At 44.2% G+C, this 22,359-nt stretch carries 13 protein-coding genes; all 13 read right to left on the reverse strand.

The window, feature by feature from the left end:
- Positions 1 to 132: 132 nt before the first annotated feature.
- The 13 genes from metK to fabZ all read right to left on the reverse strand — a co-directional run bounded on the left by metK (position 133) and on the right by fabZ (position 22,146).
- Entirely contained in the window at positions 133 to 1,335 is a 1,203-nt protein-coding gene (gene metK / locus MHI12_RS27495) for a methionine adenosyltransferase (protein ID WP_036612510.1), read from the reverse strand.
- Positions 1,336 to 1,590: 255 nt separating this feature from the next.
- On the reverse strand, positions 1,591 to 1,863 hold the full coding sequence (locus MHI12_RS27500; protein ID WP_017691962.1) for an alpha/beta-type small acid-soluble spore protein: 273 nt from the start codon (positions 1,861 to 1,863) through the stop codon (positions 1,591 to 1,593).
- Between the two features lie 148 nt (positions 1,864 to 2,011).
- Positions 2,012 to 2,605, reverse strand: coding sequence for a hypothetical protein (locus MHI12_RS27505; RefSeq protein ID WP_339298311.1), 594 nt, complete (start codon positions 2,603 to 2,605; stop codon positions 2,012 to 2,014).
- A 135-nt stretch (positions 2,606 to 2,740) separates the two neighbouring features.
- The gene (locus MHI12_RS27510) at positions 2,741 to 5,389 is read right to left on the reverse strand and encodes a hypothetical protein (RefSeq protein ID WP_405170844.1); all 2,649 of its coding nucleotides are present in this window, start codon (positions 5,387 to 5,389) and stop codon (positions 2,741 to 2,743) included.
- A 139-nt stretch (positions 5,390 to 5,528) separates the two neighbouring features.
- A complete protein-coding gene (locus MHI12_RS27515) occupies positions 5,529 to 9,089 on the reverse strand; it encodes an S-layer homology domain-containing protein (protein ID WP_405170845.1) in 3,561 nt (1,186 codons plus the stop codon).
- 518 nt (positions 9,090 to 9,607) lie between these two features.
- Positions 9,608 to 9,949, reverse strand: coding sequence for a hypothetical protein (locus MHI12_RS27520; protein WP_036612519.1), 342 nt, complete (start codon positions 9,947 to 9,949; stop codon positions 9,608 to 9,610).
- Positions 9,950 to 10,155: 206 nt separating this feature from the next.
- Positions 10,156 to 14,049, reverse strand: coding sequence for an S-layer homology domain-containing protein (locus MHI12_RS27525; RefSeq protein WP_405170846.1), 3,894 nt, complete (start codon positions 14,047 to 14,049; stop codon positions 10,156 to 10,158).
- Positions 14,050 to 14,214: 165 nt separating this feature from the next.
- A complete protein-coding gene (locus tag MHI12_RS27530) occupies positions 14,215 to 15,342 on the reverse strand; it encodes a glycosyltransferase family 4 protein (protein WP_036667762.1) in 1,128 nt (375 codons plus the stop codon).
- A 374-nt stretch (positions 15,343 to 15,716) separates the two neighbouring features.
- Entirely contained in the window at positions 15,717 to 16,478 is a 762-nt protein-coding gene (locus tag MHI12_RS27535; protein WP_405170847.1) for a WecB/TagA/CpsF family glycosyltransferase, read from the reverse strand.
- Positions 16,479 to 16,485: 7 nt separating this feature from the next.
- On the reverse strand, positions 16,486 to 17,667 hold the full coding sequence (csaB, locus tag MHI12_RS27540) for a polysaccharide pyruvyl transferase CsaB (RefSeq protein WP_405170848.1): 1,182 nt from the start codon (positions 17,665 to 17,667) through the stop codon (positions 16,486 to 16,488).
- Positions 17,643 to 19,664, reverse strand: a complete 2,022-nt coding sequence (locus MHI12_RS27545; protein WP_405170849.1) for a DUF5693 family protein — start codon at positions 19,662 to 19,664, stop codon at positions 17,643 to 17,645. Before MHI12_RS27545 ends, csaB begins: the two co-directional genes overlap by 25 nt.
- A gap of 217 nt (positions 19,665 to 19,881) precedes the next feature.
- On the reverse strand, positions 19,882 to 21,603 hold the full coding sequence (locus MHI12_RS27550) for a phospho-sugar mutase (RefSeq protein WP_405170850.1): 1,722 nt from the start codon (positions 21,601 to 21,603) through the stop codon (positions 19,882 to 19,884).
- A 111-nt stretch (positions 21,604 to 21,714) separates the two neighbouring features.
- Positions 21,715 to 22,146 (reverse strand): 3-hydroxyacyl-ACP dehydratase FabZ, encoded by a 432-nt coding sequence (gene fabZ, locus MHI12_RS27555; RefSeq protein WP_036613058.1) that lies wholly within the window; start codon positions 22,144 to 22,146, stop codon positions 21,715 to 21,717.
- Between the last annotated feature and the right edge of the window lie 213 nt (positions 22,147 to 22,359).

The raw sequence follows: 22,359 nt of genomic DNA on the forward strand, positions 1-22,359 counted from the left end.
TTTCATTTAGTTATTTGGGGATATATTCCATAATTTTTCCTTTGTCCATGACAAGCAGTGAAATCGATGGGAGCACAAAAAAGCCCTTAATTCCTTTAACGGAATCAAGGGCTTCATTACTTTTGAATCTAACTACAGACCTGCTTGAGTTTTCAAAAGGTCTACTTTGTCCACTTGCTCCCAAGGTACATCCAGGTCTGTACGGCCGAAGTGACCGTAAGCAGCGGTTTGTTTGTAGATTGGGCGACGCAGATCCAGCATACGAATGATGCCAGCCGGACGAAGATCAAAGTTGTTACGCACAAGCTCAACCAATTTCTCTTCGCTGACTTTGCCAGTTCCGTATGTATCCACGTTGATCGATACCGGGTTGGCTACACCAATCGCGTAAGCGAGCTGGATTTCAACTTTGTCTGCAAGACCTGCAGCTACAAGGTTTTTCGCTACGTAACGAGCCGCATATGCTGCGGAGCGGTCTACTTTTGTTGGATCTTTACCAGAGAACGCACCACCGCCGTGACGCGCATAACCGCCGTAGGTATCTACGATGATTTTACGTCCAGTAAGGCCTGCATCTCCCTGAGGTCCGCCAATAACGAAGCGTCCTGTTGGGTTGATGAAATATTTAGTCTGCTCATCCAGCAATCCAGCTGGAACGACAGGCAAGATTACATGTTCTTTGATATCTTTTTGGATCTGCTCCAGCGTAGTCTCTTCAGCGTGCTGAGTAGACACAACGATTGTATCCACACGTACCGGTTTGTCACCGTCGTATTCAATCGTTACTTGCGTTTTACCATCCGGACGAAGATATTCCAATGTACCGTTCTTACGCACTTCCGCCAGACGGCGCGCGATACGGTGGGACAGAGCGATTGGCAAAGGCATGAGTTCAGGTGTTTCGTTCGTTGCAAAACCGAACATCAAACCTTGGTCACCTGCACCAATGTTTTCTGTTTCACGAGCGACTTGTTCCGGGTCACGGTTCTCAAGCGCTGCGTTAACGCCTTGGGCAATATCAGCGGACTGCTCATTCAGAGAAGTCAGAACTGCACAAGTGTTATAATCAAAACCGAACTTGGCACGTGTGTAGCCAATATCCTTAATTGTATTACGAACGATGGACGGAATGTCCACGTATTCAGAAGCTGAACTGATTTCACCGATGACAAGCACTAAGCCTGTGGCTACGGAAACTTCGCAAGCTACGCGAGCATTGGGGTCGTTTGCAAGAAATGCGTCCAATACGGCGTCTGAGATCTGATCGCAGATTTTATCCGGATGTCCTTCGGTTACAGACTCCGATGTAAATAGATGCCGGCCTTTAACAGACATGAAGTTTCAACCTCCCATAACTAGTAGTATGGCGATTGCCCGAACAAAACATGACAGCGATTCGTTCACTGTACCCTCGAAGCTTTCCAAAATGGAATAAGGACGCAGGGTCCGCAGTACCGAAGATAAGGATTTTTCAGGTAATTGCCTCAAACGAAAATCAACCTTTCCCTAGTGGAAAAGGTTGCATACCTCAAGTGCCATCTTAACGTATTTGTCAAGACGTGTCAAACGAAATGGGGTAAGGAAAATGCCCTATAAGTGCTGTTCTGCCTGGCGAATTAGCCTTTTGGTGATCTCTCCACCAACCGATCCATTCTCGCGGGAAGTCAGATGTCCCCACCCTTTGTATTGCCCATAGGAGTGATCACTTACTTCACCCAGTTCAGATCCAAATTCTGTATCCGCACCAGCTAAACCTCTGCCACCATAACCTACATTGAGACCAAACTCTGCAGCAATCTCATACTTCATCTGATCCAGCATTTGACGACTTTCGGGTACCACTTTGCGATTGCTTCTAGCCATGGTTCCTGCACCTCCATTAATTGATTGTCAACAGTTATAGAGTGAGCAGGAACAAGGCTGGCTAGCCGTATTAATGTTTGTTAGAACTGGGTAATCTGAGCAAATGAAATGTATGACTAATGAATAATTCCTTTAACAGCTACAAATCCTATTTCAGAGTATATCCACCACGAACCATTACGGTTAGGCTATATTTGTTTCCTTCCAATACCGTGATCCCCCGTCCATCCCTTGGAAAAGAGAGCAGGTGATTGGTCGGCGCTGCCTGTCCATTCGTCAGGTCAATCCCGTCCGTCAGATCAGCTACACCATTCGTACCTTCACTGACGATCACAGCTTTGCCGCTACGTACAATGAACTCCGCGCCAGACTTGCCGATCAGCTGTTGACCCGGCTTCACCGTTACGATCTCAACGGCATCAGAAGCGCCTGAGACCAGTGGAGGAAGTGAAGTGTCTCCACCTGTGCTACCGGAGTTCCCGGTTCCTGTAGAGCCGGTGTTGTTACCATTTCCTGCATTGCTGTCCGTTCCTGTATTGGTACTACCGTTTCCAGTCGGGATCTTACCGCCCAAAGCCTGTTGGATCTGCTGATCTACGTAACTCTTCGTTACAACCGGATCGTCTGCTGTGCCTGGCTGGCTTGTTCCTGCACCAATGGCAGTATTGCTGTATACCGACCCAACCCACACGCCAACACCAATGGCGAGCGCAGCAAGGGATACTTTCATATAAGGTTTCATGTGAATCATTTTCCTCCTCTGGTAATCTATTAACTTTAACTATAGAGAAAAAATAGACATGCGACAAGCAAAACCTCGCTTCCGCAGATGTGGAAGCGAGGTCTTAGCTTTAGAATATCTTAATTCTCATTCAAATTACCGAATATTATTGGGATTATTAGAACCCTCTTCCGGAAACTCTGGGATGATCGGTTCTTCTTTTGGCAGTTTGGATACATCGTAGCTGTAACCTTGTTCTGCAAGGCGTATGCGTTGACCCTCGAACACATCATACAAGGCTACGCGATATGAGCCACCACGTATTTTGTCAAATACTGTGTCATCAATACTCCAGTTAAGCGTCTGATTAATACCTGTCTTCAGATCGGTTCCTGGTGTGATCTCTTTGTCAAACACTTTTCCTGACCCATCGGTTAGAGACAGAATCAGCTTGTGTCCATACTCTCCACTATCCACAGCTTCCTCCTGTGTTAAGGAGTAGATCATCTCGATCTGTACTGCCGTTCCACCTGTAAGGTAAGCTTTAATATTGCTGCCCGAGAATTTGAACGGATACAAGTCTATATCATTCAGAGAAGATAGAACAGATAATGATTTCGGTTGCACCTCGAATGACATGGCATTAACATAAGCCGTTGCCTCACCTTCACCTGTGACAAATTTGTTGTCAGCAACTCCTTCACCTACAATCAGACGCATATCAGATAATGTTTTTACACTCTTCGGCACTTTGGCCCAGAACGTAACGATACTCTTCTGACCTGGTCCCGGTACACGGTTTGCCTGCTTAGCTGTTGCTTTGTAGTATTGACCATCTGCTGTTTTGTAGTATCCTACCAACTTCGCAAGGCCACTCTGACGCAGAGACTTATTCGTCATCTCGAATTCGGTGTACACAATATCGGAAGAAGATCCCGGATACACGTACGTTCTGCGTATGCCCAGCTCCGTTTCTTTATCTGCAGTTCCTTGAGTATAGGTTTTCCCTTCGCCTACATAAGAGAGGGGCTGAATTAAACCGGACGTACTAAGAGTAATCCAATCGTTCTTTTCTTCCTCACTTACTTTCTCCTGCAAAGTTAATTCCAGACGGCTCATATTGAGTTCAGATGGAATCTTCGTCAGGAGATAAGCTTCGGTGACCATACCAGAACCTAGTAACTTGCCGCCTTCTGCACGAATCAGCTTCGTATCTCCATCAATACGTGCAGAATCGATTGTAAACATTGCTTCCAGCTCAGGCAATTGAACCGTTTTGGTCGATGCATTACGGATGGTGACCTTGGCAGCAATAATATCACTGTCTGTCCAAGGAAGCCGTTGCAAGGAGCCAACAGATACCCCGAATGTACCTTTACTATTCTTAATTACCGTTTCCGTTGTAAGTCCATCTCCACTTGTTACGGATTCAGGAATAGCATAGATGCCAATAGGATAGGAGAACTCAAAGCCACTCGTGCCTCCACCAGACGTTTCCTCTTCTTTGCTCTCATCTTTGGTTGTAGGTGTCATCGCATATAATTTGATTTTGCTGGTATCCCCATTCCCTTGGATCGTAGAGTTCAGTTTGATCGTTTTAGTCGCACCTGGCTTCAACTTCAGATCATCCAGTGCCTTCGTCTCAATGGGATAGGAAGTACCATCTTCTGTACGGATCTCTAATGCGTATTTGGGAACCTTAACTTCTTTCTTACCTTGGTTTTTAATGACCCACTGCATCGTTAGATCAAACTCTTCATCCTCACCACGGACACGAGCAGATTCCAATAGAGTCGATACAGGTTGTCCATCAATCGAGATGATATTCGGTTGATTCGCTACTACGTTTACATTCGTTTGGCTAGCTTCAGGAAGCTGTAATGCAGCCACTGGCAGAGCAGTCTTCTCTTCACCTTGTTCTTCCACAAGAAGTAATTCGGACTTTTCCAGTTTCAATGCTGTAGGCAATGAAGCCATTAAATTTAACGTTTTGTTGGCCTGTGCCTGAATACTGACACCTGTACTATCCTTATCCGGGGTCAACGGATAATTCGTACCACCTGGTGTACGTAGAATCCACTTGATGTTTGGATTATCCAATAGCTTATAACTGATATTATTCAGGTTCACGCCAACTTTGACGTATTGCTTCTTATTCTCACCCGGATACACTTTAATACCAGAGACTTTAACCTTGACCGCTGAATCACTCAGACGAACTGTCTTCGTTTTGCCTACAGGTGTAGTGATGCTATATGATGCGGGAACATTGAATTTCCCCAACGTACTTTCATAATTCGGTTTACTGAAATCCCACTTCACAATCAGGAAGTTCAGATCACTTAATTTCACTTCACGTCCAACCTTCATAACGTAAGTGAGATCCACTGTGGAACCCGGTGATACCGTCTTTTTCTCCTGATCCTTAGCGATCAGCTTTGGTGAGAAGCTTGTTCCGCCTTTTGTTTTCACTTTGCTCCAATAATCGAGCATCATCATCGGTGTGCTGTCATTATTTTTATACGTCAGTGTATACGTCACTGTATTCCCGTCGTCTTGGGACAAGATATTAACGTCGGTTAGCTTCACGGTACTCCGCGCAGTTACTTTGACCGCAGGTACCTTAGCCAGTGTATGTACGACTTTGTTCGTGGTTGTTGTCTGTTGCTTCTTTGTTGTAGTGCTGTTATTGGTAGCAGGTTTACCTGAGTTAGCTGGTGTACTTGCGGCAGCTACTAAGCCTCCACTTGAACTGATGAATAACATACTAGTTATCAAAGTCGTTATGACCTTTTTATGATCCACTTCCAAACCTCCCATAAGTTGCTTGTTGCTTTATAGTATAAACGTTTGGGATGGAGAGAAAGTTACGATGTTGTTGATTTTGGATACAAAAAAACCAGAGAACCGAAGTCCTCTGGTTTTTCCATATCACTACTTATTATTAGGAAGCAGGGATAGTAATAGCATTAAGATTAACTTCTTTACCATCTACAACAACTTTACCATTCAAAACTCCGTTACGAACGGCGTCGCTACCTACTTCAACAATTACTTTAGGAGAAGTAGTTGCACCTGCTTGCAGATCAAGCTTAGCGGAATAGTTTTTTGTGCCTGCTGTGTTAGAGATTGATACTGTGTTATTAACGATGCTGCTAACAGCTTTATCAAGAGTAAGGGTTACTGTACCTACTGCTTTATCAGCTCCGCCAGTGAGTACATAAGTATCGTCAACTGTAGGAAGTGTGCCAGTTCCTTCTTCTACTTTGTAAGGAAGCGTGCTGATACCTGCAGCGTAATCAGCAATATTTTCTGGAGTTACAGATGTTGCATTGACTGTGATTTCAGAGAAATCAGCATTGAATGCAACTGCTTGAGTAGCAGCGGTATCAATTTTGAAGTTGATAGTTCTGTTACCAGCATTACCTGCATTGTTAGCAGTAATTTTCAAACCTTTGTTGTTTACACTTGCAGTTGATGCAGTAACTGGTGCTGAATATGCAGCTGTACCATTTACAAGATCAACTGTAGAGTTTGAACGAGGTGCAACAGTATAAGTGCTGGATTCAACTGCTACTGGACCATTTGGTGAAGAAATCAAGTATTCAGCATCTTTTCTAACTTTTACTGTTACAGGAGTATCCAAGTCATCACGAAGGTCAATGATAACTTCATTTGAGTTTGTAGTTGATACTGTAGCAGTATAGTCAGCTTCAACTACCAATTTTTTATCTGTAGCAGAGTTCATTACAATGAAGTCATTTCCAAGTTGAGCTGCAGTTCCCGCTTTAGTAGTTACTGCACCAGTAAATCTAACTACAAATGCGTTATTTGTATCTCTTACAGCTTCAAGAGTATTGCCAACAACCGAACCAACTCCAGTTACACGTGGAGCTACAGCATTGTTAACTGGGGAAGTAGCATCGGAAGACAAGTTCAATTTGTTATTTGAATATGTCTCGATAGAATTGTTAGCTACAACAGTAACAGTACCACCAGTGTAATCACGATCTGTTTTAATTGTAACTACATTTTCGTCAATGCTAACAGATACAGGGTATTGTCCGTTTACACGGAAGTCATTTGCACTAGCATTAGCAATAACTTGATTGAACTCCAACTCAAAAGTTCTTGCATCTTTTTGAACTACTCCAGCCCATACCAAACGGTTTGCAGCAGCATCAGAAAGTACTTTATCACTCAAAGATACTACTTGACCAGTTTTGGATTTCAAACCTGTTGTAGTGATCTTTTGAACAGAACCACTAGGTCCGAAAGTTACACGAGTTCCATCGATGAACTCTGGGAATTGAAGAACTACAGATTTACCACCGTTTACAGCGTTAACAGTCACTTCGCTAGGCAAAGCAATGCTTTGTACATTTCCTCCATTTTTCTGGAAGCTAATATAGTAGTTACCTTTAGTATTCAGTGTGGAAAGATCCATTTCACGACCAAAGTTCAAAGTAACCTTTTTGGAAGATTCATTGTAATCAGCGGAAGAAATATTTGGACTTTGTGTGTCATTAGCTACAAAAGTACCATTGTATTCTACCAATGTGTTTCTCAAAGCAGTTGTATCTTGTACATCAGCTACTTTAAGATTGTAAGTTCCGGTTTTCAATGTATCAAAGAAAGTTACATAGAAAATTTTATTGGAACTATCAGCTGGAGTAACATTGTTTACAGGAATGTTATCATTGCCTTTTTTCACAGTGAAGTATTTTTTGTCAGCTGCACTTACAGCTTTATCAAAACGTACAGTCAATGTGTTTGTACGATCACCGAAAGTAGTTTCAACTACTTGTGGACGAACCAAGTCAACTGTAGCGTTGATTTTGTGTTCTTTCACAGCATTAGCGTTGCCAGAGTAGTCTTTAACTTCTACGAACAAAGTGGACTCATAACCTGGCAGGCGGTTAGCTTGATCAAACTCAACTTCGTAAACATTGGAAGCAACTTGTGTTACTTTACCAGTTTTCTTAGTATCGCCTGATTTCCAGTAGAAGCTATCGTTAGTAACGGAGTTAGGATCGATTTCTTCATCGAAAGTAACTGTTACTTTTTCCAATGTAGCAGAGATTTCAGATACTTTAGGACCTTCAGTATCAGCTGCTACAGTGAAGTCAGTTGTTGCAGCCAAAGATTTCAGACCAGCAAAGTCTTCAACCAGGGAAGTAGTAAGTTTGTGATCACCTGTAGCGATCGAACCAGTGAAGTCACGCAGGATTACTTCGCGTTGGTTAGCACCTTGAGTTACAGAACCAACAAAAGCTTTATCATCCAATTGGAAATTGCTGCTTGTTGGAGCTACAACTGGCTCGGAGAAAGTTACTTTGATAACTTTAGTTCCCAGAGCTTTAACTTCTGCTACTGTAGGCAGTACATTGTCAGAAGATGTGAATGAAACTTCACCTTGTGGCAATACTGTACCTGTAGAAGATTTCACGTTTTTAACAACTACTTTGTAAGTAGTGCCTTGCGTGAATTTGCTGGATTCGTTCAACAACAGGCGTGCTGTTTTACCGTCAGCCAACAAAGTGATGGATTTGATTCCTTTGGAATTGCTGTCCACTGTGTAGTTGTTTTTGTCAGTTGCAGTAGCTTTGTCTACTTTACCGTCAAAAGCAACGTCAACTTCTTTCAGGTTAGTGGAAGTAGCAGATTGTACTTTAGTTGCAGCTTCTACAACATAAGTAACTTTTTCAGTGAAAGATTTTTCTTTGTAAGTAAATTTCACTTCAGTTTCTTTGTTAGCTTCAAGAGCTTTATCCAAAGTAACTTTTACAGTTTCGCCGTCGCTGATTTTGAATTCAACAACTTTTCCACCTTCAGTTACTGTGTAAGAAGATACTTTCAAGCTTTGTGCTTCGTCAATTGCGTAAGCAGCGCCTACAAGCAATTCACGGGAAGCGTTAGCACCGAAGTTAGCTTTAGCATCGATCAGACCAGCGTTGATTGCTGCTTGAGCGTAACCTTTAGCCCATGCTGCTGCAGTGTTGTCAGTTTCAGCTGGGATTTCAAGATCCAATGCACGAGTCAGGATTGTAGCCATCTCGGACACAGTCACTTTACCGTTGAAGTCGAAGATTTTCTTCTCAACGTTTTTACCTTCCATGATACCAGCAGCAGTTACTGCTTCGATGTAAGGTACAGCCCAGTTTTTAGCTGTGTAGTTTTTGTCAGTGTAAGAAAGAGTTCCAGTGATCTCTTTCAGACCCAGCAATTTAGTGATAACTTTTGCAAACTCAGCGCGAGTCATGTCTTTGTCAAGACCTGCTGTACCATCCGGATAACCGTTGAAAATACCTTTTGCTTTCAATGCATCAAACTGTTGTTGCGGGGAAACTGCTGTGTCACCGAATGCTACAGATGCAAACATTGAGAATGCCATTGCTGTAGACAATGCTACGGATAAAATTTTCTTCATAACCTTTTTTTCTCCTCCTTGGGCGTTCATAACATTTGAATTTTCTTTTTTAATAGGGTCGCTCGTATTCCTCATATATTGTTGCACCCCCTTTCCAGAGTTGTGAGCAAGTTAATATAAATGATGTCTGTGAGCATATCACAGAAACTTGTAAACTAGTTTGTAAAGCAGAATCACACGTAAATAGAGTAGTTTCCTAATCCTACCTTACGTATTATACAATGGGTCTCTCGTGCCGTAAAGCAATTTTTTCTAAAAAATAGACAAGATTCTTCACGAGGTCATTCTTGGTAACAGGCCCAATGTTTTCGACTCTACACTTTAAACGCAGTAGATTTCAAAAAGTTGCGGATTGCACAAAAAAAGTTTTGATTTTTTTTATGTATAGGTACAGTGCGGGTATTGAAGCCATTCAAAACCTTTTCAAACCGTTGATACAGCAGTGAATCTGGAATTGTGATCTCTGGTTTGTCTGTGCTACCAACGTTTATTTATACCCGCAACTTCAACCTATGAAGCGACAAAATTCACAAAAAATAAAATAAAAAAGCACCCCTATTGGGATGCTTTTCCTGAAGTTCTGGAAATATAAGTTATTTAATCTTCATCGCGAGTTCAATAATTTGAGCACGCATATTTGGATCACTGTTCAATCTCAGATACATATCGTCAATTGGTTGTCTGTTCTCACGGTACGTTTTCTCATGCTTCATCGTCGTGTGAGACCATTCAATCAACTCATTCTCAGCCAGAACCAGATTGTTATACGCATCATGGAAGCCAGTGGACTGTACAAGCCCTTCCATAACTTCCTGAGAGATCTCCTGAGTCTTGCGTGTATCTTCCAACTTTTTCTCCAGAATGACTGCCTGCTTCTCAAACTGTGTCTTTGCCTTCATGTAGCCCAGCTGGGCTTTCGAATAAATCGGTTTCATTAGCTAACTTCACCCTCTAGATCATTGTGTATTTACCGTTATTGTATCTTAAACTCTAGCAAATTACAAAAATAGTTATTGGTAATAATTCTGTTTCTTCTATTATAAAAGTACTCTATGTCAATTCATTGACAGCCATGAAAAGGACCTGCCCCTTTAGAGTAAGGGACAGGTCCTTCCTAAATTGCATTGATGCATCAAATGGATTAACTCAAGGTTTTAGGGAAAACTTTGGTGCTCTTCTTGAGCAACTCTACTGCAATTTTGCCTGCTTCAGCACGGGTCAGATTCCCTTTCGGATTAAACGCAAACTGTTGCTTGCTCTGACCTGCTACTGTGACTGGAGATCCCTCCATAATTTTAGCCTTCGTAACCGCTTGTATCGCTGGTCTTGAATAAGCTTCCATGCTTCCTGAGTCAATAAAGGATTTGGCCAATGCACTAGTTAACTTACTATCATTGCTTGCTAACTTTAACTCAAGAGCTCTTGCGATCATTACAGCTGCTTGCTCACGTGTAAGAGGTTGATCTGGACCAAAGTTTCCGTCCGTAAGTCCTGATACAATACCTGCTCTGGCTGCCGTTTCAATACTTGCATAGTCCCACGTAAATGAACTTGTCCCTGCGCCTACATCTGTAAATGTAGGTTTATTATCCGAAGTAATCGGCAAGTTCAATCCTTTCACGAGAATGGTAGCAAATTCGCCACGGGATGCACGATCATCTGTTCCGAATTGTTCGAAACGAATCGGTTGCATGAAACCTTTGGCATACAGTGCATTCAGAATATTTCTAGCCCATCCATGATTCGTGATGTCGTTGTAACTTCTTCTTAATTTCATGACTTTATAATATCCGAACTGATCAAATGGCACAGTAACTGTGTGTTTCTTGGAATCCACTTCTCCACCAATTCGTTTCCACTCGCGTCCTGGTGTGTAATAGAAGACGGAAATAGTCGTTCCAGCATCATCTACTACATTTGAATCATAGGTCAGTGTCAATGTTCCACGCTGTGAAGGCTTGATTGTACGCTCCGCTGGTACCTTAACATCTCCGTATAGAGCGTCAGGTGTATACGGTCCGATACCATTCGTCGGCGCTTTATACGTTGTTGAATCTCTTGAACCATATTCGCCCAGACCACCGCTGACCCAATAAATATCAGAAATTGGACTGAAGTTCAATGTATCTCCTACAATGGCAGAAAATCTTCTGAAGTATTCTTCTTGTACATCGAAGTTGACTGGGTCACCCTCACCTCTCTCTGCACCTACGCCCATGACAGTACCATAATCATTGCGACGCTCTACAATACCATTATTGGGATCTGCGATACCAAAGAGAAGTTTATTGTCTGGATAAAATTTCTTGATTCCGCGAATATCAGTACTTTCCATAACTGTACCTTTCGGGAAACTCAATTCCAGCTTTTTATTAAAGGCTGAATACTTATTAGCTACTTTCGGAGCCATGTATTGGGAATCTATACCTGGACTTGTTGTGTAGAATACATCAATAGTGTCGGTGGTTGTTACACCATCACGGTTAATGGTTAGTTTAATTTTATTAGATTTGTCCGGCTTCAACCCTACATAATCCAGGACAAAGCGATCTGTCTCTACACCTTGCAGCTTCTGTGCAGGTTCTTTATCAATGATAACCCCTGTTGCACCTTCTGCTTCGATGTCAAAATGAACAAAGTTCTTATTTACAACTACACGATCACCTGAAGTCGGTTTAGGTGATAAAATACGGTATCCAGTTACTTCTTTAACAATTTCAAGTTTCTGACTGGTCTTCGCTCCCGTCCGATTGAAGAGGTCTAGTGTATAGATATACGTTCCTGGTGTATCCATTTTGAGATTACGCAGACGAATAACAAAGTCCTGTTGGCGACCTGCTCTGTCAACTGTAACAGTACCATTATCCAGTGCATACTGAGGATCAATCTTTGCATTGTCCCAAGTTGCCGTGTTTCCATCTGGAATGTCCTGATCGAATATCTTCTGAGTCCCCATGCTCAAACTCATCCGTGTCGCACCTGCTCCGCGAATGACAATATCAAAGTTCTTCAAGCTGGTGGTGATTTTATTATCAGCATACACAAACTCTGGTGACATATTGAACGCATCTTTGACCCATTGTGCATCCTGGTCTAATGGTTCAATAAATTCTGGTCGACCTTTCGTAATTGCAGGTTGGAAGTTTCGAATGTTCGAAATATTATTATCATTAATATAGATTCGAAGTTCCTTAGATACCTCTTTAAGTTGTCCGTTCTCATCCTTAGTTGTTCCTGTCAACACAATTCGGTTCTCACCGAAAAATAACAAGCCATCGGGTTCTCCAATAGGAATGATCACGCTATTAATTGTTCCATCTGCCCCCAGGTTCAACTTGCGTGGGAAATCCGTATTTCCGCTACCCTCAGTAGAATATGCTTTTGTACCGTTGGCAAAAATTTCAGCTACAAAATATGGACTGCTAAGCGTATCAAATCCAATGTACTGACCCAGGATTGGAACGCCTGTGGCATTGTCTTTCAAATCATGAGTTTGACCATCAGTAAGATTTTCTACAGAGATAAAGCTCTTTGAAGCGAATGAAATCGTTGCATTCCGACCTGTGCTAGATCCGGAATACTTAAATTGAACAACTTGATTTCCCGTTTTGAACCCTTTAATCTCGTAAATATTTTTTGTAGTGTCTGTCGCACTAAGTGGACCTACATGGTTCACGATAATTGTGCTTGTTCCTCTAGGCAGATAGTCCGCAACCAAAGTTTTTGGATCACTTGGTGCTCTGCTAGTCTCCACTAAAATATAAAAGTTCGATCCACTCACACTGGCACCATCAAGAGGTATTCCATCTGGAACAGTACCAGACCCATTGTAGTCTCTAAGATACTTCAATCCTGTAATTACAACTGCATCTTGTACATATTCAAAATTCATACTTGTTGTAACTTTTTTAGCCCCATAGTCTACCGATAGACTATGATTCTGTAATCGGTCAGGAGCTCCGTTGAATGTGATCGGGTTAATATCAAAGGAAATTAGGACATAAGCCGGTGTGTTTTGTCCCACGCTAGGGATATGTTCCACATTTACATTACTTACACCCGTGTTCCCATTTCCATCGACATCAATGACCGGAACTTCAGTAACATCAGCTCCCGGAAGCAATAACTGTGCTTTCACATTGGCACTAGCAGGAGTGCCTCCATAGGTCGGTCTAGCTGATGAAAGCATACTCTGCGGCAGCCCGTTTGCACCTTCAATTAAATCCAACTGAGTGAATGGTTTTGTTTCATCATAATATAACAAAGAATAATTAAATACTTTCTTATCGACGCCACTCTCAATCGTCATTCTTAGGGTATTCTCACCTGATTTTAGTGTCAGTACCGGAGAGAAGAATGTACCATCCTGCAATAGTGATGTAGGCAGCTCCGAGCCACCATTCAACGATATCGTTACTTTGGATGAGTTCTGCGCAACACCTTGAATTGTAACTTCGCCGGTGTTAACCACAACCTGAGATCCCTCATTCAAGTTGAGGTTATCCGCTCCACCAAGGACTTGCAACTTCTCAATGTATGGGACGGAATCGTATAAAATATAAAAACTCTCAGAGCGTTCACTTGGTCCTTGGGAACCTGTAAACGTAATTTTATTCATCCCTGGGAACAGTGTAATGGTTGATCTAAACCGATTATCCGGTCGATTAGGATCAACAGTTACTACCCCTGGTGCAACACGTGTACTATCAGGAGTCCAAGTGTCACCTTTGAGATTCATCAGCTGAACATTCACACCGAGTGTTGAACCTGTAACATTGGTGAATGTTCCTGTTAAAACCTGTTCCTTTCCTGTAACAACAAAAGCTGATGTACGAGACAACACATCCGCATTGGCACTGTTTCCGCTCAACTTCAGTCCTACTGTATCTTTCAATTGGACATTCCCAGCATTGTCAGGAGTAAAGTAACTTGTCTGTCCCGCGGCCGATGCAACTGGTGCATAGCCAGCGGGAATCAGAGTTACTACCAGCGCTATCAGCATTAGCCAAACAATTGGCTTTTTCATACGCAGCATTAAATATCATCTCTCCTCTTTTTAAGTCAGTTACCTTTATATATCGGCAAAAGGTACCAATTATTTAGTAAAAATCTCAAAATAAACAAAAAACCTTATCCACTAGGGATAAGGTTGGGTCTGGAATAATATTCAAGAATAGCTGTAACCATTACATTTATCTATTTATGATTTCGAACGGGTCTCCGGATTCAACTTGACGCGCATACGCATCAGGAAGTTAATAACCGGTCTTCTCGTTTTGCTAACAAGCCCGATAACTTCTGCTCCCACTTGGAGGAAGAACATCATGATACAGATGACCACAAACGTTACCCAGTTCGCTTCAAACATGGCAGCGGAAGATTGGATAATCGCCAGAACTCCGAAGAACGCGGCAATTCCGTATATGATCAGTACCGTCTGACGGTGACTGAATCCAAGTTCACGCAAGCAGTGATGAAGGTGACCTTTGTCCGGTGCGAAAATCGGTTTCCGTTGTACCGCACGACGGATAATCGCGAAGAAGGTATCCGAGAGCGGCACACCGATAATGATCAGCGGTGTAATAAAGGACACGATAGCAATTTGTTTGAATCCCAGCATGGACAGCATCGCCAGAGAGAAACCAAGGAATAGTGATCCGGTATCCCCCATGAAGATCTTGGCAGGGTGGAAGTTGAAGAATAGGAATCCGATAATACTACCCAGCAATACAAGACACATCAAGGCAATCATCATGTTACCCATCAGGAAGGACATCACGGCAATGGTACCAATTGCAATACCAGATACACCGGCTGCCAGACCATCCAGACCATCAATCAGGTTAATCGCATTCGTTACACCAACAATCCAGAAGATCGTCAGCGGAATGGATACCCAGGCTTCGAGTGAAGAGTAGGAATCCTGAAACGGAATGTTAACGAAATCTACCCGGATATTAAATCCGAATACAACGACAGAAGCAGCAACGATCTGACCAAGCAACTTCACTTTGGCTGACAGTTCAAACCGATCATCGAGTGCGCCGATCAGCACGATAATTGTCCCACCAATCAGAAACGCGCTGACAAAACTCATATCTCGAGTCGTGAACCATGCCGATACAAACGGAAGCAATGCAGCAACTGTAATAATAAAGGCCAGGAATATCCCCAGACCACCAAGACGAGGCATGATCCGTGTGTGTACTTTACGTGCATTCGGCGTATCCATCGCGCCAATGCGGACTGCGAACTTTTTGACAAGTGGTGTCAGGGCAAGAGCCAGTCCCATTGACACGATAAATCCAATGATAAAGATCGCTACCATTTGAACATTCGACCCCCAATTATAATACCTGTACGAAATTATAAATCCCCTGATCTCTTTTTATATATAAAAAATTATTTGTTAGTCACTTTTGATGAAAAATTTTGTTACACGATAACGGAGAGTGCAAGGAAAACTAGAGAAGTGTAACGTTCGCATTTATCACCGGATTTCATCCTTTGGAAAAGGATAAAAGGAAATCTGGGGATAACGGCGATCGACAGGTTGCCTTGCAATCGTAGTGCCAAGTGTAACGCTTCTGTTTTCATGGAGTGGCACACATGTAATCCGGAATGAATTATACGCTCATCACACCCGAAAAGCCATCCTCAATTTCTAGCAAAAACACGCATTTATCTCGCAATTACCTGTTTTTAACGGACTTTCGTCACGTTTTCTTTGTCACGCATCACCTTAACAGCGAATTTCGGAAGCGCAAGCATACGGCCAGCCCGGCTTGGTTCACGCAACAAGCGATAGAACCACTCCAGTCTTAACTTTTGGAACAGCATAGGCGCACGTTTGGTTTTGCCCGAAATCACATCAAAGCTGCCGCCAACGCCCATGGTTACAGGAACCCGTAGTGCATCTTTGTGCTTGTGAATCCACGGTTCTTGGGTGTCCGCCCCACGTGCTACAAACAACAGATCAGGTGCCGCTTCCCGAATAGAAGCGATGACCTGTTCATCCTCAGCCGGACCAAAATAACCGTCGCGATAACCCACAATTCGAATCGCCGGATATTGCTGTTGTAACCGAACTGCCGTTTCTTGAATCACCTCAGGGGTGGAACCAAGCAGATATACGCCCCATCGATAGTTTTCTCCAACACGCAGCAATTCATGTAAAAGCTCATAACCCGGCACTCGCTCAGCTACAGGATCTCCACAATAGTTTGCAGCCCATACGACACCTGTTCCATCAGGAACAATCAATTCCGCAGCTTGCATGACTTCCATGATTGCGGGATTTTCCAATGCGGCCATAACCATAATTGGATTGGCTGTAATGACCTGATGTGGTGTCTGCTTGGATAACACAGCTTCCTGGAGAACCTTTACCGTTTCTTTCATCGTCAGTTTGGAAAAAGGAATGCCGTAGATCGAAACGGTAGGTATTGATCCGGTCTGAATCATCTTTATCTCATCCTTTGCGGCCTAAATAGTTAATAATCTGCTGTGCAGGCACTCTGGCTTCCTGCTTCAGTTCGGTGATGCCTTCTTCATGTTCCTTCAACCACTGTGAACGTTGATCCAGCAGTCCAACGACAGTCTTAGCGAGTTTGTTGCCATCGAGTGTATCCGTATTGCCTGCTGGTTCACTGTCCAGACGAAGCAGGAATTGATCGATTTTCGGATCATACGAGATACCCACCGGAGGCACATATTGCGAAGCTGCATAGATCAGACTGTGCAGACGCATACCGATGACGAGATCACACTTGCTGACTTCCTCCAGCATAAGCTGAGGATCGGTCAGATCTTCTGTGATGCTAATCTCACTGCCTTTGCTGGTCACATCACCGAGCATTTCCATAAGGAATCGTGATGCCTGTTCATCAACCGGCAGATGAAATGGCAGAAAACGCAAGTGCACCGCTCTTTTGGAGCATAGCTTTTTCAATCCGGCGGCAATAGCCGTAAGTTCCTTTCGGTCTGACTCCCAGAAGCGTACCGATACGCCGATCACAGGAAGCTTGGTGTGTCCTCCAGTTGAAGGCTCCACTCGATTAGCTTGAGTAGCAGCATCTGCTGAGACAGCACCTGCGCCCCTCTCAACTTTTGTTTCAGGTAATGGCAAGCCCATTACGGGGTCGGGTACAACATGAATCTGATTCCACTGTAAACCGAGCCCACGCAGGTAGTCTGCAGATTGTTCATCCCGAACGGATACATAGGTGCAGGCCTTGAAGACCGATTTGATCATCGGATTAAAAATTTTACGATTCACAGGGCCAATCCCCTGTGCATAGATAAACGTTGGTTTTTTCAGCCACTGGGCCAGCTTGATTACACCCAGATAATAAGGAATGGATTTCAGTCCAGTTGCATCCTGCAATAGACTTCCTCCGCCACTAATTAACCCGTCGCTCTCCTTGAGTGCTTCACGGACTTCCTTCAATTTCATACGATGCACGGAGCGCACACCGTACATGGCGGTTGTCGACTCGGGATCACCCGAGAGAACAATAGGTTCAATCGTTATGTTCGATCTTTGGCTTTCTTCTTCCAGCGCTGTCAAAATCGACTTTAGCACCGCTTCGTCTCCGCTATTGCGGAATCCGTAATACCCCGAGATGACTAACTTTTGAGAAGTGGTGACCATTTTTTCCAACATCCTTCCGCTACTTGCCACACACCCACAGCAATGATACCGAAGATTAAGCCAAGTCCCAATCCCATCACTCCACGAATGAGTGACAATACAGCCGGCGTATGGATATGCGCGAACGTATCCACCATGGACAACTGTCCAATCGCTGCAATAATGAGCACAAAGATGACTTTACGATATTTTAAAGCGGCGAACACGCCAACGATAAACAGCGGGTGTCCCAGCATAAATTCTTTGAATCTCGGACGTACACCGAACGTATCTTCCAACGTGGTACGAAGGAACATCTCGAATGGTGTTACTGAACCCGAGTTGCCTGTACGGCTCAAGTAATAGTACCCAACAACGGCAGCAACAAGCGCCAAAACAACCATTAACACATTAATTGGCATACGAAGCATTTCTTTAATTTTCTTAATAGAGAACGAACCCGAACCACGATAAAACACAATATAGATCGCTACCAGTGCCATAGGTGCAAAGTGCAACAGACTCACGCCGCGGAACTGGTTAATCACCAGACTGTACGTAATACTGTTAAGCAACGCGATGACAAAAGGTACCGCCAGGAACGACAGAATTGACGTTCTTACATATAAAACTAACGTTTGTTTCAAACGACGACCCGCGGATGCGTCTGGTTGACGCTGTTGCTGATAGTTCACTGTGCGAACGGCCAGTACCATCGCTATGGTCGGCGCGGAGATTGCCACAAGCAAGGCGATTCCTTGCTCCAGCAGCGTTGGTTTCAACAGGAACAATCCTGCACTGCCCACCAAAGCAACTACAAATGCGATCAAGGTCAGTAGTGGGATAAAATAAGAAACCATAAGTGCAATCATGGCAATTGCACCAACAAGAGCAACCAGCTTGGCATAACGCTGAATCGAAGAATCCTTAACTGTAAATGCCTCAGCTTGTCCTAGCTCGAATCCATGCTTCGCCATGCGTTCTACGGCATGACCCGGCTCACCCAGGCTGTTGATCAGATTCTCAATTGGATCTGTAATCATGGCCTTTGCTGTATTCCGGCTTGGCGATGCATTCATATAGAGCATACGAATGTTGCGATCCTTGGTTGCGAGAACAAAACGGTCAGCAATCGTGTCTACGTCCAGATTGGCATCTCCATCACTAAGCGAGTACAGACGCGTAACGTTGTAATCCGTTTTATACGCAAGAGTCTGGAACCCAGACTGTGGTTTCTTCAAGTTCTCGATGGCTGCAAGACCAATATTGTGCTTGTTCAGCAACTGTGCGAATTGGTCTAGACTTTTCATCTCTTCATTATCATTGTACCCTTTCACAGCATCACCATCAAACAAGATGCGCTTTACGCCATTCTCTTCGAAGAAGGTAAGCAAGCGCTCCATCGATTCCTGGCTGTATGGCACACTGTCCGAGATCCGCGGCAAAATGTAGAACCCTTTATCACGCAGCATCTTCACGGCAACCGGATCGGGCTGCAAAGGCTGCATGTTGGCATTCTCCGGAGGAGTCTGCAATATTAAGCCGCTACGACCTTCATATTCCCATGGTACTACCGGAATCTGCCGATCAGCGAACGTTTGTTCAATAATAGGGGTATACGTCTGTGCGTTTTCCTCCGATGTAAATAACACATACGTATAATTTGCATTAGAAGGGATCACATCTTTGGTCAGGTTCGCGAGGTCCTGGCCGTTATATACCATAAGTCGACGTGTCTTTCTCAGCTCGTCCAATGTACTCTCGAACACAGCCATCGTTGTTACGCCTGCGTCTTTTAGACGAGTCAATTGTTCATTCATGAAATCTTGCGGATGTGCCTGATACGCTGAGATATCCAGCAGACCTCGATAGTTGAAGACAAGTTCCACCTTTTTGGCAGAAGATTCTGTCTGCACCCGATCACTGATTACAGGGATGGACGCAACCAGACCAATAATAACGACGAGCCACAACCACTTCCGAGAAGCGTTATTCCAATAAAGCCATTTTTGACGCACTACATGTACCTCCTCAAGTGTTGGAACCAAATGCACGTTCAGCTCAAGTAATTCGTTCATTTAACATTTATACAATAGGTTACAAACAGCTTGTGTCAACAAGCCCTGTTATATGCTAGAACCATCTACACTTTTATTTCAAAGAAAAACCCCTCCGCCAACCAACCTTACGGTGCGGAGAGGCCTTCTCATGTTCTTGCTCATTGTTGCATTCGTATTATTGTGCGTCTACACGCGACATCACTGTAGTCACCAGACGCTCGATCCGGCTTTCCGCATCTTCAAAATTCTCTCCACGCACGGCGAAGTATACCTTGATCTTCGGTTCTGTTCCTGAAGGGCGCAAGCAGAACCATGAACCGTCTGCCAAAATGAATTTCAGTACGTCCGCCTTCGGAAGACCGTCCAGACCAAGGGAGTAGTCCAGTACATCTTGTACAGCAATTCCCGCTACTTCTTGTGGCGGATTGGAACGCCAGTCCGTCATTTTGGCTTGAATCTGAGCTACGCCGTCTTTGCCTTTCAGCGTACGGGACTCCAGCTTCTCCAAGAAGTATCCGAATTGGTTGTACAGCTCTTGCAAGACATCATACAACGTCTTGCCTTGGCTCTTATAATACGCAGCTGCTTCAGCAATCAGCATCGAGGCAAGGACAGCATCCTTGTCACGGGCATAGTTACCGGAAAGGTAGCCATAACTCTCTTCATATCCGAACAAGAATGTATGACTGCCTGTTGCTTCGAACTGGTTCATTTTTTCACCGATATATTTGAAGCCTGTCAGTGTGTTCATCACTTCTGCCCCGTAATGTTCGGCAATGACAGCACCCATCTCACTTGTTACGATTGTTTTGACAACCGCACCGTTGCTTGGCAGTGTACCTGTCTCTTGCAGGCGACTGAGCAGGTAATGTACCATAATCGCACCAGACTGGTTTCCGGACAAGACGAAATATTTGCCATCATTGTCTTTCACCACAGCACCCATACGGTCTGCATCCGGATCTGTTCCGATCAGAATGTCAGCACCAACGGATTCCCCCAACTTCATTGCGAGGGTAAACGCTTCGCGTTCTTCCGGGTTAGGGGATTTCACGGTAGAGAACTCAGCATCCGGCTGTTCTTGTTCAGCTACAATGTGCACTTGCTCGAATCCGATCTGCTCCAGCACGCGACGTACAGGGATGTTACCTGTTCCGTGCAGCGGTGTATAAACGATTTTGAAATCACGGCCTATGCCGGATTGGATCAGTTCACGGCTCAGACTGCGGCTTGCTACGATATCCACAAACGCTTGATCTTGGTCTTCACCCAACCAGATCAGGAGTCCTTGAGCTTCTGCTTCTTCTTGCGTCAGCTTCTTCACGTCAGCAAGGGAAGGCACTTCCTGGATGTACTGAATGACTTTTTCCGCTTCATCCGGTACCAATTGACCGCCTTCATGATTGTAAACTTTATATCCGTTGTATTCCGGTGGGTTATGACTCGCTGTTACAACGATTCCGCCAGTTGCCTTCTGATGACGCACCGCGAATGACAACTCAGGAGTTGAACGCAGGGATGGGAACAGCTTGGCTACAATGCCGTTTCCAGCCAGTACAAGCGCAGCATCCAGTGTGAATTCAGGTGAGAAATGACGGGAATCATGAGCAATGACAACAGAAGGTTTGCCTTCTTGGTCACCATGCTGCTCAAGCAAATAACGCGCAAATCCTTGCGTTGCCCGACCTACGGTGTAACGGTTCATCCGGTTGCTTCCGGCACCAATGACTCCGCGCAATCCACCTGTACCAAACTCCAGGTTTCTGTAAAAACGTTCCTCCAGCTCTTTCGGCTGATCCTGCAAGTCACGAAGCTCCTGTTTCGTTGCTTCATCAATCGAAGCATCCTCCAACCATTGCTGCAACGTCTCTGCTGCTGCTGTGCTTAACTGTTCCATTCCGATAAACCCCTTCCGTCTTTATAAATTCAGGTGTGCTGAGTTACTTCAACATCTTGCATCATTCGGTCCGTCTACGTTCCTGTATGATGTCAATGCTCACGTATGTAATCAGCTTGGGTCAGACAGTGCAAACATGATCTCGCCTTCAGCGACCACTTTGTCGTTCACTCGGGCAGTTGCTTTACCTTTACCAATAGAACCCTTCAGACGTGTAATCTCCACTTCCAGAATCAACGTATCTCCGGGCACAACTTGTCCACGGAATCGGAAGTTGTCCAGTCCCGCCAAAAAGCCGATTTTTCCTTTGTTGCCTTCCAAATTCAGAATGGCTACTGCACCAACTTGCGCCAGCGCTTCTGTAATCAGTACACCCGGCATTACCGGATACTCTGGGAAATGACCAATGAAGAAAGGTTCGTTAATAGTTACGTTTTTCAAACCAACGGCACGTTTGCCATCCTCAATCTCTAGAATCTTGTCCACCAGCAGAAACGGGGGGCGGTGCGGGATGATTTCTTGAATCTGTTTGATATCGAGCACAGTGTAATCTCCTCTCGGGATGTTTATATGAGCGTTCTTCATCATGGATTGACTCTTAGCGCTACGGTGGTCGTTACGGTTACGGATCGTCCCTCTGATCGCTGTTGTCTCCGAATTTTTTTGATCAACCTCATAGAGGTCAAAATTCGGTGACAAAGGCGAGCGCTTCGCTTCTTCTGAACGATTCCGTTCCCTCCACTTACTTCGGTGCTG

It is taken from the genome of Paenibacillus sp. FSL H8-0280, from assembly GCF_045040665.1.
GTDB lineage: Bacteria > Bacillota > Bacilli > Paenibacillales > Paenibacillaceae > Paenibacillus > Paenibacillus xylanexedens_A.